The organism is Rhizobium sp. TRM96647 (genome assembly GCF_025780115.1).
GTDB lineage: Bacteria > Pseudomonadota > Alphaproteobacteria > Rhizobiales > Rhizobiaceae > Mycoplana.
Genome location: NZ_JAOXHF010000019.1, coordinates 54,643 through 70,899, shown reverse-complemented (window position 1 = coordinate 70,899; position 16,257 = coordinate 54,643). Strand labels below are relative to the sequence as shown.

Genomic DNA, 16,257 nt, shown 5'->3' with positions numbered 1-16,257 from the left:
CCCTTCTACCTCGTCGCATTCATCGTCCTCGTCCTCATCTCATACGTCCCTGCCTTCACCATCTATTGAGACTGAAAACGGATTCTCCTGCTCCTCGATGGCGTTGTCGACCGCCTCGGGAGCACACCGGCTTCCGTGCGATTTGCGGGTTGTCATTTGCAATCAGCCACCTAAACTGCCGGCCGGATGCCCGGGAGGGCACAGGGGAGCGAGTTGAGGAGGAACATTGATGCTCAAACTGAAGACGAAGCTTATTGCCGCCGCCGCAGTGGCGCTTACGACCGGCCTCGCCGCTGTCCCTGGCAGGGCGCAGGAATTCGTCAATGTGCTGACGGGCGGCACATCAGGCGTCTACTATCCCCTCGGCGTCGCGCTATCGGAGATCTATGCCAAGGGCATTTCGGGCGCGCGCACCCAGGTGCAGGCCACCAAGGCTTCCGTCGAAAACCTCAACCTTTTGCAGCAGGGCAAGGGCGAAATTGGCTTCGCCCTTGGTGATTCGGTGAAATTTGCCGTCGAAGGCAACACCGAAGCCGGTTTTCCAGGCAAGCTGGACAAGCTGCGCGGCATCGCCGCAATTTATCCGAACTACATCCAGATCGTCGCCAGCCAGGAGTCCGGCATCAAGTCGCTCGCCGATCTCAAGGGCAAGAGCCTGTCGGTCGGCGCACCGAAATCCGGCACAGAGCTCAACGCTCGCGCCATCTTCGCGGCCGCCGGCATGTCGTACGAGGATCTCGGCAAGGTGGAGTATCTCCCGTTCGCCGAATCGGTCGAGCTGATCAAGAACCGCCAGCTCGATGCCACCCTGCAGTCGGCCGGTCTCGGGGTCGCCTCGATCCGTGACCTCGCGACTTCGGTGCCGATCAACGTGGTCGCCGTACCGGCCGCCGATGTCGAGAAGATCGGCTCGCCCTACCTGCCGGTTACCATACCGGAGGGCTCATATGACGGCCAGACGGAGGATGTGCCGACGGCGGCGGTCGGCAACTTCCTCATCACCCACGATGGCGTGTCGGAGGAAACCGCCTACCAGATGACCAAGCTTCTGTTTGAGAACCTGCCGCAGCTTGTCGCCGCCCACGCCGCCGCCAAGGCGATCGACCCGGCCAAGGCACTCGACGGCATGCCCGTGCCGCTGCATCCTGGCGCAGAACGCTACTACAAGGAAAAGGGTCTGCTGAAGTAGGCGCGCTCATCATCGCCAACAAAGCCGCTGCCGCCCGAGTCCGCGGCAGCGACCCATGCAGCATTTTCGAGGAAAGAGCGGGTTTATGAGCGAGGCAGCCCAGACCGTTTCGGCGAAGACCGGGACTATTCACATGCCGGTCGTCGAGGAGCAAGTCGAGGGGCTGCCGCCGGGCTTCGGCGAGGGCATGGCCGGCAAGGCCGCCTTCCTGATCGCCGTCGCCTTCTCTCTCTTCCAGCTCTATAGCGCCGCCTATGGCAACCTGCCGAGCCAGGTCGTGAGGGCCATGCATGTCGCATTCCTGCTGCTGCTCGGTTTCGGCCTCTGGGCGAACCTGCGCGCTACGGGCAGGCCGGCCAAAATCCTGTTCTGGGGACTCGGCCTGCTCGGCTTCCTCACCGGCGTGTACCACTGGGTGTTCTACCACGACCTTATCATGCGATCGGGTTTCTTGACGGTGCCCGACCTCGTGGTGGGCACGATGCTGATCCTTTTGGTATTCGAGGCGACGCGCAGGCTGATGGGGATACCGCTCACCATCATCGCCTTCATCTTTCTCGCCTATTGCTTCGTCGGCAACTATCTGCCCGCCCCCTTCATCCATCGCGGCTACGATTTTTCGCAGATTGTCGACACCTTCGCCTTCGGGGTCGAGGGCATCTACGGGACACCGATCTATGTGTCCGCCGCCTACATCTTCATCTTCGTCGTCTTCGCCGCCTTCCTGGAGAAGGCGGGCATGATCGCGCTGTTCAACGACTTCGCCCTCGGTCTGGTCGGTTCGTGGCGTGGCGGGCCTGCGCAGGTCTGCGTGCTGTCGTCCGCGCTGATGGGCACCATCTCCGGATCCGGCGTCGCCAATGTGGTTGCCAGTGGCCAGTTCACCATCCCGCTGATGAAGCGCTTTGGCTTCCGCCCCGCCTTTGCCGGAGCCGTCGAGGCAACGTCATCGATGGGCGGCCAGATCATGCCGCCCGTGATGGGGGCGGTCGCCTTCATCATGGCCGAGACGCTGAACGTGCCCTATGCCGCCATCGTCAAGGCAGCGATCATCCCCGCGATCCTCTATTTCGGCGCCTGCTTCTGGCAGGTTCATCTGGAAGCCGGGAAGGCGGGGCTTTCCGGTATGGACAAGGCGTCGCTGCCCAATCCATGGCTGGCGGTCAAGACGCACTGGCCGCTCGTTCTCCCGCTGGCCGCCCTCGTCTATCTGTTGTTCGCCGGCTACACCCCGATCTTTGCCGGCACGATGGGGCTCGCGCTGACCATCGTACTGATCCTGGGCACGCCACTGGCGGCGCTAATCGGTCCGTTCGCCTTCCGTGTCGTATTCTGGATTGCGCTCGGCCTTGCCGCCGCCTCCTTCGTCAAGTACGGCGTCAACCTGCTGGCGGTCGTCATCGGCGGTCTGATCATCGCCTGCGCACTGTTCAGGGGCGGGCGCGAGACCCTGCGCATCTGTGTCGACTCGCTGGCCGATGGCGCCAAGAACGCCCTGCCGGTCGGTATAGCCTGCGCCATTGTCGGCATCGTCATCGGCACGCTGACGCTGACCGGCATCGCTTCGACCTTCATCGGCTACATCATCTCGATTGGCCAGAACAACCTGTTCCTGTCGCTCGTGCTCACGATGCTCACCTGCCTGGTGCTCGGAATGGGTATCCCGACCATCCCCAACTACATCATCACATCGTCACTCGCCGGTCCGGCCCTGCTGGAACTTGGCGTACCGCTGATCGTCAGCCACATGTTCGTCTTCTATTTCGGCATTATGGCCGACCTGACGCCGCCCGTGGCACTGGCGGCCTTCGCCGCCGCACCGATGGCCAAGGAAAGTGGCCTCAAGATCGGGATCCAAGCCTCGAAGCTGGCCGTCGCCGGCTTTGTCGTGCCGTTCATGGCCGTCTACACGCCCGCCCTGATGTTGCAGGATCCCGGCCCTATGGCGGCGGCCTACGGCTATCCGGTCGAGGTTGCCTACATCGTGCTCAAGGCCTGCCTTGGCATCCTGTTGTGGGGGACGGCAGTGGTCGGCTTCTTCATCACCCGCATGCCAGGATGGGAGCGAATCATCGCGTTTGCGGCTGGCGTGTTTCTTGTGCTGGCACTGCCGCTGACCGACGAGATCGGCTGGGCGCTCGCCGCGCTGTGGATCGGCTGGCACTGGTGGCGGGCGCGCAACATGGCAGCTGTGACGTGAGCCTTTGCCTCATCACAGCCGGGAAGGTCGCCGTCATCGCGGCTTCCGCCTTCACGCTGTCCTGGACGCACTCGATCGAGAAGACCCGATGGGAGGAGGACTGGCGCCTCACGCCGGCCGGCCTGGAGATCATCGAAGCGCGGGTGAAGGGATCCGGGGCAGGCATGGAGCCACCAGACGGGGCAGTGCTCAAGCGTGGTTGGTGGGTCTATTTGCCCAGATTGCCGATACAGCGGGAGTTGGTGTTCGCACAGTCGGGTGCGACGGGGGAGGGCTGGACGCTCTGCGCGGGCGGTCGCTGCGAGACTTTCGGCGAGCGAGCGGCAGACCCAGCCGTTCTCAGGATTTGCGACGCGTCGCCCAACAGCTCCAGTCTGGAGAAAGCAAACGTGGATCAGAAACGATAAGAACGCACCATCTTTATGCGTTTCGCCATGTAGGGCTGTCCGTTTCCATCCTCAATCGCCTCCCGGCATGTTCGTTCCAGACGCCCCCTCAGCCCTCCGCGGGCCCGTTGCCGTGGCCGTCAAGCAACCAGGTGATGTTGACCTGAAGGATGCGTGCAAGCATGTCGAGGCGGTTGGCGCGTGGCTCCGCCCGGTCGTTTTCCCAGTTCTTCCAGGTCTCTGCCGTCACTCCGGCAACCGCCGATGCCTCTTCGATGGACAGGCCGGCGGCATCGCGGGCAAGGGAAATACGCCCGCCAATCGTGTCATCCGTCGTTTCAACCGCGAACCGGGGCGCCAGGGTGAGATCGTGATGCATTGCAGTGTTCCTTCTGTGCGCGAGATGGCCCCCCGCGGCATGTCCCGCGGGGTCGCCAGTGGACTGCGTCAGCCTTCGTTCTTTTCCAGCCATGCCTTGATCTGGTCGGGATGGTCCGAGATGTACTTGTCGACGGCCTCTTCGTAGGAGGTCTCCTGCGCATCGAACATCGCGGCCTCGAGATCACCGACCGGCAGCTTCATGCGCGACAGGAACGCGGCGACCTCGGGATGGTCCTTCTCGAAATCCTTCCGCGCGAGCACATCGACATGCTCCGCCTTGCCGAGCGAACCCTTCGGGTCGTCGATGTAGCGCAGTTCGTATTTGCCAAACATCCAGTGCGGGCTCCACGACGTGGCGACGAACCACTCCTCCTTGCGGATCGCGCGATCGACCGTCGTCAGCATGCCGGCCTCGCTGGAAATCTGCAGCTTGTAGCCTTCCAGCGCGTAGTCCTTGACAGCCTGTTCCGAGAGGCGCGTGAGGCCTGCGCCCGGATCGATGCCCTCGATACGGCCCTTGAGCCGGTCCTTGACGTCGTCCTTCTTCAGGTCCTCGATCGAGGCGATCGCATCCTCGGGCACGTATTTCGGAACCACCCAGCCCAGCTTTGCGCCGTCATAGACGGTGCCGAGGGTCGTGACCTTGTCCTTCACCTTGGCAAAGTAATCCGCATGCGTCTGCGGCAGCCACGCCATCATCATGGCGTCGAGGTCGCCGCGGCTGACACCCTGGTACAGCGGAGCGACGTCGGTCTGGACCAACTCGACCTCCTGACCGAGTTCGTCCTTGATGAGCTTCGCGGCAAGCTTGGTCACGAATTCGGCGTCCGACCAGGCGGCCCAGCCGATCTTCACCGCCTTGTCTTCCGCCAGCGCCGTGCCGAACGTTCCGGCGAAAACTCCGGCCGCGAGGCCGATCGTTGCGAGTGTCTTGAACATTTTTGCTCCTTTTTTGAAGGTTCGCATTCAGCGGCACAGACGCCGCTCTCTGGCGCTAGGCTGTGGCGGCCGAAGCCACCGGCTCCTGCGCCGGTCGACGGAAAAGGCTGCGCCAGAGGACGGGGCGCCCCTTTCCAAGGCTCTGCGTGATCCGGTCGAGGATCACAGCGAGGATGACGACGGAGATGCCGCCCTCGAAACCGGTGCCGACATCGAGGCGCTGGATACCGGTCAGCACCGTATTGCCGATGCCGCCCGCGCCGATCATCGAGGCGATCACCACCATCGACAGAGACAGCATGATCGTCTGGTTGATGCCGGCCATGATGGAGGGCATGGCATTGGGAAGCTGCACCTTGAAAAGCAGTTGCGCGGCAGTGCAGCCAAACGCGTTGCCCGCTTCGATGAATTCGGCATGCACTTGGCGGATGCCGAGATTGGTGAGGCGCACGACGGGCGGCATCGCGAAGATCACGGTCGCGATCGTGCCGGGGACGGCGCCGAGCCCGAAGAACATGGCCGCCGGAATCAGGTAGACGAAGGCCGGCATGGTCTGCATGAGGTCGAGCCCGGGCCGGACGACGGCCGCCACCCGGTCGCTGCGCGCCATGGCGATGCCGAGCGGCAGGCCGATGACCATGGCAACAAGCGTCGAGGCCAGCACCAGCGACAGCGTCTCCATCATGGCCGACCACAGGCCCATGTGTTCGACGAGCCAGAGCGAAAGGCCCGTAAAGACAGCAAAGCCCAATCCTACACGCCAGAGCGAAAGCAACACGAAAATGGCAAGACCGAGGCCCATCGGCGTTGCGAGTAGCAACGCCTGGATACCGTTCGTCACCGTGCCGATGGCCGCGGCGATGAGGTCGAGCAGCGGCGCGAAATTGTCGAGGATGTAGTTGACGGCGCTGTCGACGCCGTCACCGATATCGAAAGTCATGGAATTTTCTCCGAACTGGCGGGATCAGGCGGCGCGATCGAGCGTTTCGAGAAGCGCGGACTTGCTGATGGAGCCGAGATAGCGGTTCGCTTCGTCGACCACCGGCACCGGCCAGGCGCTGGCGGCCACCTTGCCGAGCACGTTGGATAGGCTTTCCGCGGCAGGGATCGGCTCGATGTCCGTCAGGAAGGCACGGCGGTAGGGATCGCTTGCGCCATCGCGCGCGGTCTCGATCAACGAACTGCGGCTGACCATGCCGTGGTAGGTCTTGTCGCGGCCGAGGATGATGGCGACGTCCCGATCGAAGTGCTTCATTCGCTCCAGCGCTGCGGCGACCGACACGCCCTGGCGTTCGATGATCGTCACCTGCGTCTTGCGCGCCACGTCGCCGGCGCGGAAGACCTGCGAGACGTCGACGTTGCGAAAGAAGGAGCGCACGTAGTCGTTGGCGGGCTTGAGAACGATCTCGTCGGGCGTCCCGACCTGAACGACCTCGCCGTTCTGCATGATGCAGATGCGATCGCCGATGCGCATCGCCTCGTCCAGATCGTGGCTGACAAAGACGATGGTGCGGCTGTGCTCGGCCTGGAGGCGCACCAGTTCGTCTTGCATTTCCGTGCGGATAAGCGGGTCGAGCGCGGAGAACGCCTCGTCCATCAGCAGCACCGTCGGTTCGCTGGCAAGCGCGCGGGCAAGGCCGACACGCTGCTTCATGCCGCCCGAGAGCTGGTCCGTCCTGCTGTCGTCGTAGCCTTCAAGGCCCACGGACCTCAGTGCATTGCGGGCGCGCTGCTTGCGGTCGGCCTCGCCGATGCCAGCCACTTCCAGCCCGAAGGCGGCATTGTCGAGAACAGTGCGGTTGGGAAGGAGCGCGAAGGACTGGAAAACCATGCTGATGTCTCGCCGGCGAAGCGCGATCAGCTCGCTGCGCGCCAGCCGGGCCACGTCACGGCCATCGATCTCGATCGATCCGGATGTGGGCTCGATCAGCCGGTTGATGAGGCGAAGCATGGTGGACTTGCCGGAGCCGGACAATCCCATGATGACGAAGATCTCGCCGGCGCGAATATCGAAGGTCGCGTCGTTTACGCCGATGGTGCAACCGGTTGCGGCATGAATTTCCGCCTTGGTTCTACCGGCCCTGAGAAGGTCGAGAGCCTTCTCCGGCCGCTCGCCAAACACCTTGAAGACGTTCTTGATACTGATCTTGACCGGCCGTTCGGTGTTCGGCAGGTCGCTCTCAGTTGCAAAAGCCATATTGTCCTGGGCCCGGCTCCGGAAGCGGGGCACTCTCCTTTGTATGTTCTTGGCTGATGAAGGTACCAGCGCGATCGGAAACGCACCTTCTCAAGTTTGTCGCAAATGAGATGGCGCGTCGCAAGGTGGACACTTTGTGGCACACTCGTGCTGCAATGTCCAGAACGTGAGAAAAATATTCCAGCCTGTAGATCAATTTGGCGGAAAACTCGGAATAAAATGTCCTCGAATCTGCACGGATCCACAGAGGGACTTTGGAACCCAGGAAGTCGATTTTGAACGACCCTCGAAGCGATCGGCTGTCTTCCAGACTTCAGCTTTACGAAAACGCGACCGAACCGCTGGAAAATTCTAAATGGCATTACATCATGCATGAAATGGACCGCGACACGGGACACAGCAGTACTTAGCTGGCTGAGTGTGTCCTTCGCTGGTGGCTGCAGCAGGTTTGGTAGTGAAATATGGCATCCGATCAGGTTTTTGATTTCATTGTCATCGGCGCGGGTTCGGCCGGTTGCGTTCTCGCCAACCGGCTGAGCGCCGATCCCGCGGCACGGGTGCTTCTGCTCGAGGCGGGCGGATCCGACTTCAATTTCTGGATCCGCATGCCGATCGGCTACGGCAAGACTTTCTACCACCCGGAGCTCAACTGGCGCTACCAGACCGAACCCGATGCCGGCATCGGCGGACGACCGGCCTATTGGCCACGCGGTCGCGTCATCGGCGGATCGAGCTCGATCAACGCCATGGTCTACGTGCGCGGACAACCGGCCGACTTCGACGCGTGGGCGGCGCTCGGCAATCCAGGCTGGTCGGCGGCGGACGTCCTTGCCGTCTACAGGCGGATGGAAGACAACCTCGAAGGCGCCGATGGCGGACGGGGCATCGGGGGACCGCTCACGATCACCAATATGGCGGGCTCCGTCCATCCGCTCGCCAACAACTACCTGAAAGCGGCCGAGGCGGCCGGAATACCGTTCAATCCGGATTACAACGGGGAGACACAGGAAGGCGCCAGCATCTACCAGGTCACGACGCGCAAGGGCCTGCGCTGCTCATCCGCCGACGCCTATCTGCACCCCGTGCGCCGGCGCGCCAATCTCGAGGTGCGGACGCACGCCCATGTCACCCGTCTTCTCGTCGAATCCGGGCGCGTCACCGGCGTCGAATGCGTCACGAACGGCGTGAAAACCACGGTACGGACCCGGCGCGAGGTCATCCTGTCGGCCGGCGCCGTCAACTCTCCGCAGATCATGATGCTGTCCGGCATCGGCGACGCCCAAAAGCTCTCCGCCCTCGGCATCCCGCCCGTCCTCCACGCGCCGATGGTCGGCCGCAACCTGCAGGACCATCTCGGTTTCGACTACATCTACGAATCCACCCGTCCGACGCTGAACGACGTTCTGCGACCGTGGTGGGGCCGATTGGCGGTCGGCCTGCAATATGTGCTGACCCGCAAGGGACCCTTGTCGCTGAGTGTCAACCAGGCCGGCGGTTTCGTCAGGAGCCAGCCCGACCGGCAGCGTCCCAACATCCAGCTATACTTCTCGCCACTGAGCTATACACGCGCGATCCCCGGCAAGCGGGCGCTGATGCGCACCGATCTCTTCTCCGGCTTCATGCTCGGGATTTCGAACTGCCATCCTAAGAGCCGTGGCACGATCGAGCTCAGCTCCGCCGATCCTTTCGCACCGCCGGTAATTCGCCCGAACTACCTGTCGGACGAGAGCGACCTCGATGAACTGGTGGACGGCGCCCGCATCCTGCGCCGGATCGCCGCGATGGACCCGATCGCCACCCTCATCAAGCGCGAGATCGTCCCCGGTCCAGCCACGGACAGCGACGCGGACATGGCAGCGGATATTCGCACTCGCAGCGGCTCCGTCTTTCACGCTTGCGGCACCTGCTCGATGGGGCCGGAGACGAGCAATTCGGTCGTCGATCCGCGACTGCGGGTACACGGGATCGAGGGTTTGCGCGTCGTTGATGCGTCGATCTTTCCGCTGATTCCCTCCGGCAACATCAACGCGCCGTCTATCATGGTCGGCGAACGGGGTGCGGATTTCATTCTCGAGGACTGGCACGGGGCCTGACGCCCACGGGCACAAGGTTATTGTCGCTTGCGCATGGCCCTCAGGAGTTCGGCCAGGTCCTGAACCGCCGCGACGGTCGCCCTCGAGGGAACCGCGCTGAAGCCGAGAATGAGACCCTTCTGCGCCGGCGCCAGCGAGAAGCGGCTGAGCGGCGACAGGATGATACCCCGCTCCAGTGCGCGGGCTGTGACTTCGTTCTCGTCGAGGTCGTCGGGCAGGTGGCCGATCGTCTGGAAGCCGGTCGTCGTGGGCTGAACCTCGAGCAATCCGTTCAGGTGTCTCGCGGCGGCGTCGACGAGCACCGCCTGCCGCTCGTTGTAGACGCGTCGCATCCGGCGGAGATGCGCGTTGAAGTGCCCCTGCTCCATGAACGTCGCCATGATCGACTGCAGGCTGGAAGGCGCGCCCTGCATGGTGGCTCCGGCCACCCGACGAAGCATCTTCGCCACCTCGGGCGGCGCAACGACGTAACCCAGGCGCAAGGCCGCGAACATCACCTTGGAAAAGGTGCCCACATAGATAACGCGACCGGTGGTATCGACGCTTTTCAGAGTCGGGGCGGGGTGTCCCGAATAGTAGAATTCCCCGTCGTAATCGTCCTCGATCACCCATGCGCCGCATCCGGCAGCAGCATTCAGCAGTTCGAGGCGACGGCCGAGTGACATGGTCACGCCAAGGGGATGCTGGCGCGCGGGCGTCACGAATGCCATCCGGAATTCCGGACAAAGTCTCATGCCGGCGGCGACGTCTATGCCCTGGTCGTCCACGGGAACAGGCACCAGGCTCGCCCCGCTGGACACGAGGCTGTTGCGGGCACCGATCGGTCCGGGATTTTCGAACCAGACCTTGTCGCCCGGATTGAGGAGCATCTGGCCGATCCTGTTGAAGGCGTCCTGCGCCCCATTGAAGACGAACACCTCGTCGGGATCGCAGACGACGCCACGATTGGCCTTGAGATGGTTCGAGATCGCGCGGCGTAGTTCGTAGAGCCCGACCGGATCGGGATAACCGAGCACCGCATGACGCGACTGCCGCCAGTACTGTGCGGAAAGCCGTGCCCAGAGCGCCATCGGAAACTCGTCATTGGCAGGCATTCCGGTGGCGAAAGGACGGGGCACCTGCGGGTGGGAAAGACGGGGGAAAAAGTGCTCCGACGCCTCGATGCTCAACCGCGCGAGCCGAGGAGGCGCGGCATCGTCCGCCTCCTGCACCGTCTGCGGCTGGACCGGACGCTCCGAGAGCAGGGTTTCGCTGACATATGCGCCGGCCCCGACCCGCGAATAGATCAGTTCCTCCGCCACCAACTGTTCATAAACCGTCACCGCGGTCGTGCGTGAAACACCTTGATCCTTAGCCAGCGTTCGGCTCGACGGCAGCCGTTCTCCGGGCGCCAGCCGGCCGGAGAGGATCAACTCGCGCAGGCCGCTGGCGAGTTGCGCCGTCAACGAACCTGGATCGTCCCTGTCGATCCGGATCGGCGGGATCAGTGCCCCACCGGCGTATTTTACCATTCCCGTTCCCCGCGCGCCTTTTTTGGCTTTAATCTGGCATGAAAACTATTCCAAAATGGACCTTAGTCAAAGACCAGTTTCAGCTCAATGTGAGGCCACTGCCGAGACAGCCAACAAACCGGATTGGAGCGCCAAGTGATGAAGCTGCGGTCGATCGAGACGTTTTCGACACGTTATGTCGGCTTCGTGCGCATCACCAATGATGCCGGGGAGACGGGATGGGGGCAGCTGTCGACGTACAATTCCGATATTGCTGCTCAGGTCCTGCACCGCCAGGTCGCCCCCTGGACGCTTGGCGTCGATATCGTCGATCTTGACGACCATCTCGATCTGGTCACCGAGCGGGAGCACAAGTTTCCAGGATCCTATCTGTGTCGTGCCCTGGGCGGGCTGGACACGGCCATCTGGGATCTCAGGGGAAAGCAGGCGGGCAAGCCTGTCACTTCGCTGCTCGGCGGCACGCCGGGGCCGCTGCGCGCCTATGCATCGTCGATGAAGCGGGACATAACGCCGACGGACGAGGTGGAACGCTTCAAGCGTCTCCGTCAGCAGCATGGCTTCGATGCCTTCAAGTTCCGCGTTGGCGCCGAAGTCGGGCGCAATCAGGATGAATGGCCGGGGCGGACCGAGGAGATCATTCCGGCGGTGGCACATGCCCTTGGAGCGGAAGCCGCCCTGCTCGCCGACGCCAATTCCTGCTATTCGCCGGCGAGGGCGATCGAGGTCGGACGATTGATGGAAGACCACGGCATGGTCCATTACGAGGAGCCGTGCCCCTACTGGGAACTGGAGCAGACCAGACAGGTAGCCGACGCGCTCGACATCGCCGTCACCGGCGGCGAGCAGGATTGGGACCTGACGATCTGGCGCCGCATGATCGAGATGCGGGCGGTCGACATCGTGCAGCCGGACATCCTCTATCTCGGCGGGATCAGCCGGACGCTCCGGGTCGCACGAATGGCGGGCGCCGCGGGCCTGCCGGTCACGCCCCATTGCGCCAACCTCTCGCTCGTCACGCTGTTCACCATGCATCTTCTTCGCGCCATACCCAATGCGGGCAACTATCTCGAATTCTCGATCGAAGGCGCGGACTACTATCCCTGGCAATATGGTCTCTTCCGCAACGATCCCTATGCGATCGTCGATGGCAAGGCTACGGTCACGGACGCACCCGGCTGGGGGATCGAGATCGACCCGGAATGGCTGGCGAAATCTACCTACGAGATCAGCGAGATTGACTGACATGACCGCGCAATCCGATCGCCTCGCAGCCGAATACTTCGAGACCGGGACCCTGAGCGGCCTGCCCAGGGACCACTTCATCGACGGCCACTGGTCTCCGCCGCAGCATGGTCGGATGATGGAAACATTCGATCCGGGCCTTGGTCGCGCCTATCATGCTTTTTCTGCCGGCGATGCGGACGATGTCGCGACTGCCGTCGAGGCAGCAGTTCGCGCAGGCCCTGGCTGGGCCAGGACCCGTCCGGCCGGGCGTGGCGCCGTACTGGCACGCACAGCCGTCCTTCTCCGGGAAGAGGCGCCCCGCCTCGCCGTGATCGAGAGCCTCGACAGCGGAAAGCCCCTGCAGGAGGCCGAAGGTGACGTCGCTGGCGCCGCGCGCACCTTCGAGTACTACGCCGCCGCCGCCAACACGCTGCAAGGCGACAGCTTTCCGATCGGACATGAATATCTCGGCTATTCGATCATCGAGCCAGCCGGACTGACGGCCCACATCATCCCGTGGAACTACCCGCTGTCGACCGCCGCGCGCGGCATCGCGCCGGCGCTTGCGGCAGGATGCACAGTGATTGCCAAACCTGCCGAGCAGACGCCGATGACGGCGCTGCTCCTTGCTGAAATCCTTCATCGCGCGGGCCTTCCGGCCGGCGTCTGCAACGTCGTGACAGGCACCGGCCAGGACGCAGGCGCGCCGCTCGTACGCCACCCCGCGGTCCGTCACGTATCGTTCACCGGCTCGGTCCAGACCGGCGTCAACGTCATGCGGGAGGCTGCCCCTAACGTGACGCGGGTGCTGCTGGAACTCGGCGGCAAGTCCCCCGTCGTCGTGCTCGCCGATGCGGACCTGGATGCGGCCGCCGAAGGGATCCTTGGCGCCATATTCGAGAATGCGGGGCAGATCTGCTCCGCCGGTTCCCGTCTCGTGGTCGATCGCGGCATCCATGGCGAGCTCCTGGACCGCCTGGTGAAACGGGCCGAGGCGCTGCAAATCGGGCACGGGCTCAAGCGATCCCAGTTCGGCCCGCTCAATTCCGCCGAACATCTTTCCCGTGTCAACGCCCACGTCGAGAGCGCCCGCAAGCGCGGCCTGTCGATCATCACCGGTGGCAACGCGATCGCGGATCCCGCAACCGGCCAGGGATGGTTCTTCGAACCGACGATCATCGACGCCGCTCCCGCCAACGACCCCGCCGTCCAGCAGGAGATCTTCGGCCCGGTCCTCGTGGTGCAACCTTTCGACGACGAGGAGGAAGCGCTGATGCTTGCCAACGGAACGGACTATGCGCTGGTCGCCGGCATCTACACACGCGATTTCTCCGCAGCCCATCGCCTCGCCCGCGACATCGATGCCGGTCAGGTCTTCATCAACGAGTATTTCGCCGGTGGTATAGAGGTGCCGTTCGGCGGCAACAGGATGTCCGGTTTCGGCAGGGAAAAAGGCCTTGCCGCCCTGGAGGCCTATTCACGCGTCAAAAGCGTTGCAGCACGGATCGGAAGGTAGTGCATGGAGACCGTCTTCACCGCCGATGCCAGGATGATATCCTACTGGTGGGATCGCTCTCCGCCGCAAGCGCTTGCCGAAGCGGGACTGCCGGCGAGGGTCGACGTGCTGGTCGTCGGCTCCGGCTATACGGGCCTGCATGCAGCGATCGAACTGGCCCGCGGCGGACGCGAGGTGCTCATCTGCGACGCCGAACAGATCGGCTTCGGGTGTTCCACCCGCAATGGCGGCCAGATCAGCACCAGCGTCAAGCCGGGCTTCGCGACCCTGGCGAAGGCGCACGGAGAAGCGACTGCGCGGCGGATTTTCACGGACGGTCGACAGTCACTGGCATGGACGGAGGCGTTCATCCACGCGGAAGGCATCGAATGCGATTTCAAGGTGGTCGGCCGTTTCCACGTCGCCCATGACCGCAAATCCTTCTCCACCTTGACCGCTTCGCTGAAGAACCAGCCGAAAGGGCTTGACGTTCCGGCCCATGTCGTGCCGCGTGCCGAGCAGCGGTCGGAGCTCGGCACGGACGTCTATCATGGCGGTGTGGTGTTCGAGAAACATGCCTCGCTCGACCCGGGACGCTATCACGCCGGCCTTGTCAGGCTTGCGCGCGCAGCCGGCGTGCGCCTTGCCGCAAACTGCAAGGTCACCGGGCTTGCGCGGTCGGCAAACGGCTTCACGGTGGAAACCGCGCGGGGCCGCGTCGAAGCGCGCAATGTCGTGCTCGCCACCAACGGTTATTCCGGTCCGCTCTCGCGCTGGCATCAGCGCCGGATCATCCCGATCGGCAGCTACATCGTCGCCACCGAGGAATTGCCCGAGACGCTGGTCGATGAATTGATCCCAAGGAACCGCGTCGTTTCCGACACTCGGCGCGTTCTCTATTACTTCCGGGCCTCGCCCGATCGGCGCCGGATTCTGTTCGGAGGCCGCGTCAGCGTGGCCGAAACAGACCCGCGCCTCAGCGCTCCCCTGCTTTACCGCGAAATGCAGCGCCTCTTTCCGCAACTTGCAGGCTACCGGGTCAGCCATTCATGGATGGGCTATGTCGGCTATACGTTCGATACCCTGGCGCATGTCGGCGAACAGGACGGCATTCATTACGCGATGGGCTATTGCGGTTCCGGTGTCGGCATGGCCGGCTATTTGGGCATGCGCGTCGGCCAGGCCATCCTCGGAAAGCCCGATGGGCGCACCGGCTATGGCGAAACCTCGTTCCCATCGCGCTCTTATTACTTCGGCAAGCCATGGTTCCTGGCACCCGCGGTGCATGTGTACCGGCTAAGGGATCGCTTTGGCCTCTGACGGAGAGCAGCGTCGGCAAACTGGCCATTAACTATGGAAAGAATGGTTATTCCATTATGGCCAGTTTGCGTCTCCAGTGCGCAAATGGCGGTAGTGACGGAGTCTCATCTAAGCAGGCCCACATCAATGTTCGCTGGCATCGGCCAGCCTGCCAGGAATGACAACGACGAGAATAAACAACGATTGTCAGCACAGAGGAGAGAGCAATGGGAAAACTGGGAAACAGACTGCTGGGCGCCACCGCGCTTTTGCTCGTGGCCGCCGCGCCGGCCGCTCATGCGGAAACACTGCGACTTCTGACCTGGGGCAGCTACGCGCCGGACGAACTCGTCAAGAAGTTCGAGGCCGAGAACCCCGACATCAAGGTCGAAGTCACCTTCTCGAACAATGAGGAAATGATCGCGAAGCTGCGCGCCACCGGCGGCACGGGCTACGATCTCGCACAACCGAGCCACGACCGCATCTACGCGGCGCAGCTTGAATACAACATCTACAAGCCGCTCGACCTTTCGAAGATCAATGTCGACCAGATGGCGCCCAATCTCGTCGACGGCGTGAAGCAGAACACCACGATCGAGGGCCAGGTCTACGCCGTCCCGCACCAGTGGGGCACGTCGGGCATCATGGCCAACAAGAAGGAAGCTCCGGACGCCAAGAGCTGGGCCGACCTCTGCGACGCGAAATACAAGGGAGGCACCTCGATGCGCCTGCGTCGCACGATCCTCCTCGGCACCGCCTTCTCGATGGGCATGAACCCCTTCGACCTCTATGCCGACACGGCGGCCTACAAGGACATGCTGGACAAGGTCACCGAAAAGCTGATTGCCTGCAAGGACAACCTCAAGACCTACTGGACCGGAGGCGACGACCTGTCGGCGCTGATGCTGTCCGGCGAAGTCGTGCTGTCCGAAACCTGGGATTCGACTGCCTTCAAGCTCTACAGCCAGAATCCGGACATCGTGTTCGTCCCGCCGGAAACCGGCGCCCTCGCCTGGATCGACACCTTCGCCATCCCGCGCGGCGGCGAGGCCGACGATGCCGCCTACAAGTGGATCAACTTCGTCATCAAGCCTGAAAACGTGAAGGTCATGTCCGCATCGACCGGTTCGCTCGCGGCCGTGCCGAATGCCGCAGATCTCTTGCCGGACGACAAGAAGGCGGCGGTGCAGGCGGCGTTCACGCAGGCGGACATGGACAACCTGAAGTTCTTCGCCAATATTCCGCCGGGCATCGAAGACATGGAAGGCATCGCTCTCGAGCGGATCAAGGCAGCGACAAACTGATCGCGTCCACGCCGTAGATGAAGCGGCCGGGGCGTCCCG

Annotated in this window: 13 protein-coding genes; 8 read left to right on the top strand and 5 right to left on the bottom strand. The window is 63.2% G+C overall.

What is annotated here, in order from left to right; all coding sequences use genetic code 11:
- The first annotated feature begins 229 nt into the window (after nucleotides 1-229).
- The 3 genes from OCK02_RS24090 (at nucleotide 230) to OCK02_RS24080 (ending at nucleotide 3,796) form a co-directional block, all read left to right on the top strand.
- Complete coding sequence (locus OCK02_RS24090; RefSeq protein ID WP_263815235.1) at nucleotides 230-1,189, top strand: TAXI family TRAP transporter solute-binding subunit; 960 nt, start codon at nucleotides 230-232, stop codon at nucleotides 1,187-1,189.
- An 85-nt stretch (nucleotides 1,190-1,274) separates the two neighbouring features.
- Nucleotides 1,275-3,389, top strand: a complete 2,115-nt coding sequence (locus OCK02_RS24085; RefSeq protein WP_263815234.1) for a TRAP transporter permease — start codon at nucleotides 1,275-1,277, stop codon at nucleotides 3,387-3,389.
- The gene (locus tag OCK02_RS24080) at nucleotides 3,386-3,796 is read left to right on the top strand and encodes a DUF1850 domain-containing protein (RefSeq protein WP_263815233.1); all 411 of its coding nucleotides are present in this window, start codon (nucleotides 3,386-3,388) and stop codon (nucleotides 3,794-3,796) included. The genes OCK02_RS24085 and OCK02_RS24080 overlap by 4 nt, the downstream gene beginning before the upstream one ends.
- A gap of 88 nt (nucleotides 3,797-3,884) precedes the next feature.
- On the opposite strand, the gene OCK02_RS24075 is transcribed toward OCK02_RS24080, so the two are convergent.
- The 4 genes from OCK02_RS24075 to proV all read right to left on the bottom strand — a co-directional run bounded on the left by OCK02_RS24075 (nucleotide 3,885) and on the right by proV (nucleotide 7,292).
- Nucleotides 3,885-4,154, bottom strand: coding sequence for a helix-turn-helix domain-containing protein (locus tag OCK02_RS24075; protein ID WP_263815232.1), 270 nt, complete (start codon nucleotides 4,152-4,154; stop codon nucleotides 3,885-3,887).
- A 68-nt stretch (nucleotides 4,155-4,222) separates the two neighbouring features.
- Nucleotides 4,223-5,095: a glycine betaine ABC transporter substrate-binding protein gene (locus OCK02_RS24070; protein ID WP_263815231.1), complete on the bottom strand. Its 873-nt coding sequence runs from the start codon at nucleotides 5,093-5,095 to the stop codon at nucleotides 4,223-4,225.
- 55 nt (nucleotides 5,096-5,150) lie between these two features.
- Nucleotides 5,151-6,035, bottom strand: a complete 885-nt coding sequence (locus tag OCK02_RS24065) for an ABC transporter permease (RefSeq protein WP_263815230.1) — start codon at nucleotides 6,033-6,035, stop codon at nucleotides 5,151-5,153.
- 24 nt (nucleotides 6,036-6,059) lie between these two features.
- Nucleotides 6,060-7,292 (bottom strand): glycine betaine/L-proline ABC transporter ATP-binding protein ProV, encoded by a 1,233-nt coding sequence (gene proV, locus OCK02_RS24060; protein ID WP_263815229.1) that lies wholly within the window; start codon nucleotides 7,290-7,292, stop codon nucleotides 6,060-6,062.
- A gap of 461 nt (nucleotides 7,293-7,753) precedes the next feature.
- Between proV and OCK02_RS24055 the strand changes: the two genes are divergently transcribed.
- Complete coding sequence (locus tag OCK02_RS24055) at nucleotides 7,754-9,385, top strand: GMC family oxidoreductase (RefSeq protein WP_263815228.1); 1,632 nt, start codon at nucleotides 7,754-7,756, stop codon at nucleotides 9,383-9,385.
- A gap of 17 nt (nucleotides 9,386-9,402) precedes the next feature.
- Here OCK02_RS24055 and OCK02_RS24050 read toward each other — a convergent pair whose 3' ends face one another.
- Nucleotides 9,403-10,896 carry a PLP-dependent aminotransferase family protein gene (locus OCK02_RS24050; RefSeq protein ID WP_263815227.1) on the bottom strand — a complete coding sequence of 498 codons (1,494 nt, stop codon included), beginning with the start codon at nucleotides 10,894-10,896 and terminating at the stop codon, nucleotides 9,403-9,405.
- Nucleotides 10,897-11,034: 138 nt separating this feature from the next.
- Here OCK02_RS24050 and OCK02_RS24045 point away from each other — a divergent pair, with 138 nt between their 5' ends.
- The 4 genes from OCK02_RS24045 to OCK02_RS24030 all read left to right on the top strand — a co-directional run bounded on the left by OCK02_RS24045 (nucleotide 11,035) and on the right by OCK02_RS24030 (nucleotide 16,218).
- Entirely contained in the window at nucleotides 11,035-12,138 is a 1,104-nt protein-coding gene (locus OCK02_RS24045; protein ID WP_263815226.1) for a mandelate racemase/muconate lactonizing enzyme family protein, read from the top strand.
- A 1-nt stretch (nucleotide 12,139) separates the two neighbouring features.
- On the top strand, nucleotides 12,140-13,636 hold the full coding sequence (locus OCK02_RS24040) for an aldehyde dehydrogenase family protein (RefSeq protein ID WP_263815225.1): 1,497 nt from the start codon (nucleotides 12,140-12,142) through the stop codon (nucleotides 13,634-13,636).
- A 105-nt stretch (nucleotides 13,637-13,741) separates the two neighbouring features.
- On the top strand, nucleotides 13,742-14,935 hold the full coding sequence (locus OCK02_RS24035; RefSeq protein WP_263815224.1) for an NAD(P)/FAD-dependent oxidoreductase: 1,194 nt from the start codon (nucleotides 13,742-13,744) through the stop codon (nucleotides 14,933-14,935).
- 206 nt (nucleotides 14,936-15,141) lie between these two features.
- Complete coding sequence (locus tag OCK02_RS24030) at nucleotides 15,142-16,218, top strand: extracellular solute-binding protein (RefSeq protein WP_263815223.1); 1,077 nt, start codon at nucleotides 15,142-15,144, stop codon at nucleotides 16,216-16,218.
- Nucleotides 16,219-16,257: the final 39 nt, after the last annotated feature.

What these genes read in the sequence shown, in the direction of transcription:
- OCK02_RS24090 (WP_263815235.1), top strand. Translation starts at nt 230, where the DNA reads ATGCTCAAACTGAAGACGAAGCTTATTGCCGCCGCCGCAGTGGCGCTT.
- OCK02_RS24055 (WP_263815228.1), top strand. Translation starts at nt 7,754, where the DNA reads ATGGCATCCGATCAGGTTTTTGATTTCATTGTCATCGGCGCGGGTTCG.
- OCK02_RS24050 (WP_263815227.1), bottom strand. Translation starts at nt 10,896, where the DNA reads ATGGTAAAATACGCCGGTGGGGCACTGATCCCGCCGATCCGGATCGAC.
- OCK02_RS24040 (WP_263815225.1), top strand. Translation starts at nt 12,140, where the DNA reads ATGACCGCGCAATCCGATCGCCTCGCAGCCGAATACTTCGAGACCGGG.
- OCK02_RS24045 (WP_263815226.1), top strand. Translation starts at nt 11,035, where the DNA reads ATGAAGCTGCGGTCGATCGAGACGTTTTCGACACGTTATGTCGGCTTC.
- OCK02_RS24070 (WP_263815231.1), bottom strand. Translation starts at nt 5,095, where the DNA reads ATGTTCAAGACACTCGCAACGATCGGCCTCGCGGCCGGAGTTTTCGCC.
- OCK02_RS24075 (WP_263815232.1), bottom strand. Translation starts at nt 4,154, where the DNA reads ATGCATCACGATCTCACCCTGGCGCCCCGGTTCGCGGTTGAAACGACG.
- OCK02_RS24030 (WP_263815223.1), top strand. Translation starts at nt 15,142, where the DNA reads ATGGGAAAACTGGGAAACAGACTGCTGGGCGCCACCGCGCTTTTGCTC.
- OCK02_RS24065 (WP_263815230.1), bottom strand. Translation starts at nt 6,035, where the DNA reads ATGACTTTCGATATCGGTGACGGCGTCGACAGCGCCGTCAACTACATC.
- OCK02_RS24085 (WP_263815234.1), top strand. Translation starts at nt 1,275, where the DNA reads ATGAGCGAGGCAGCCCAGACCGTTTCGGCGAAGACCGGGACTATTCAC.
- proV (WP_263815229.1), bottom strand. Translation starts at nt 7,292, where the DNA reads ATGGCTTTTGCAACTGAGAGCGACCTGCCGAACACCGAACGGCCGGTC.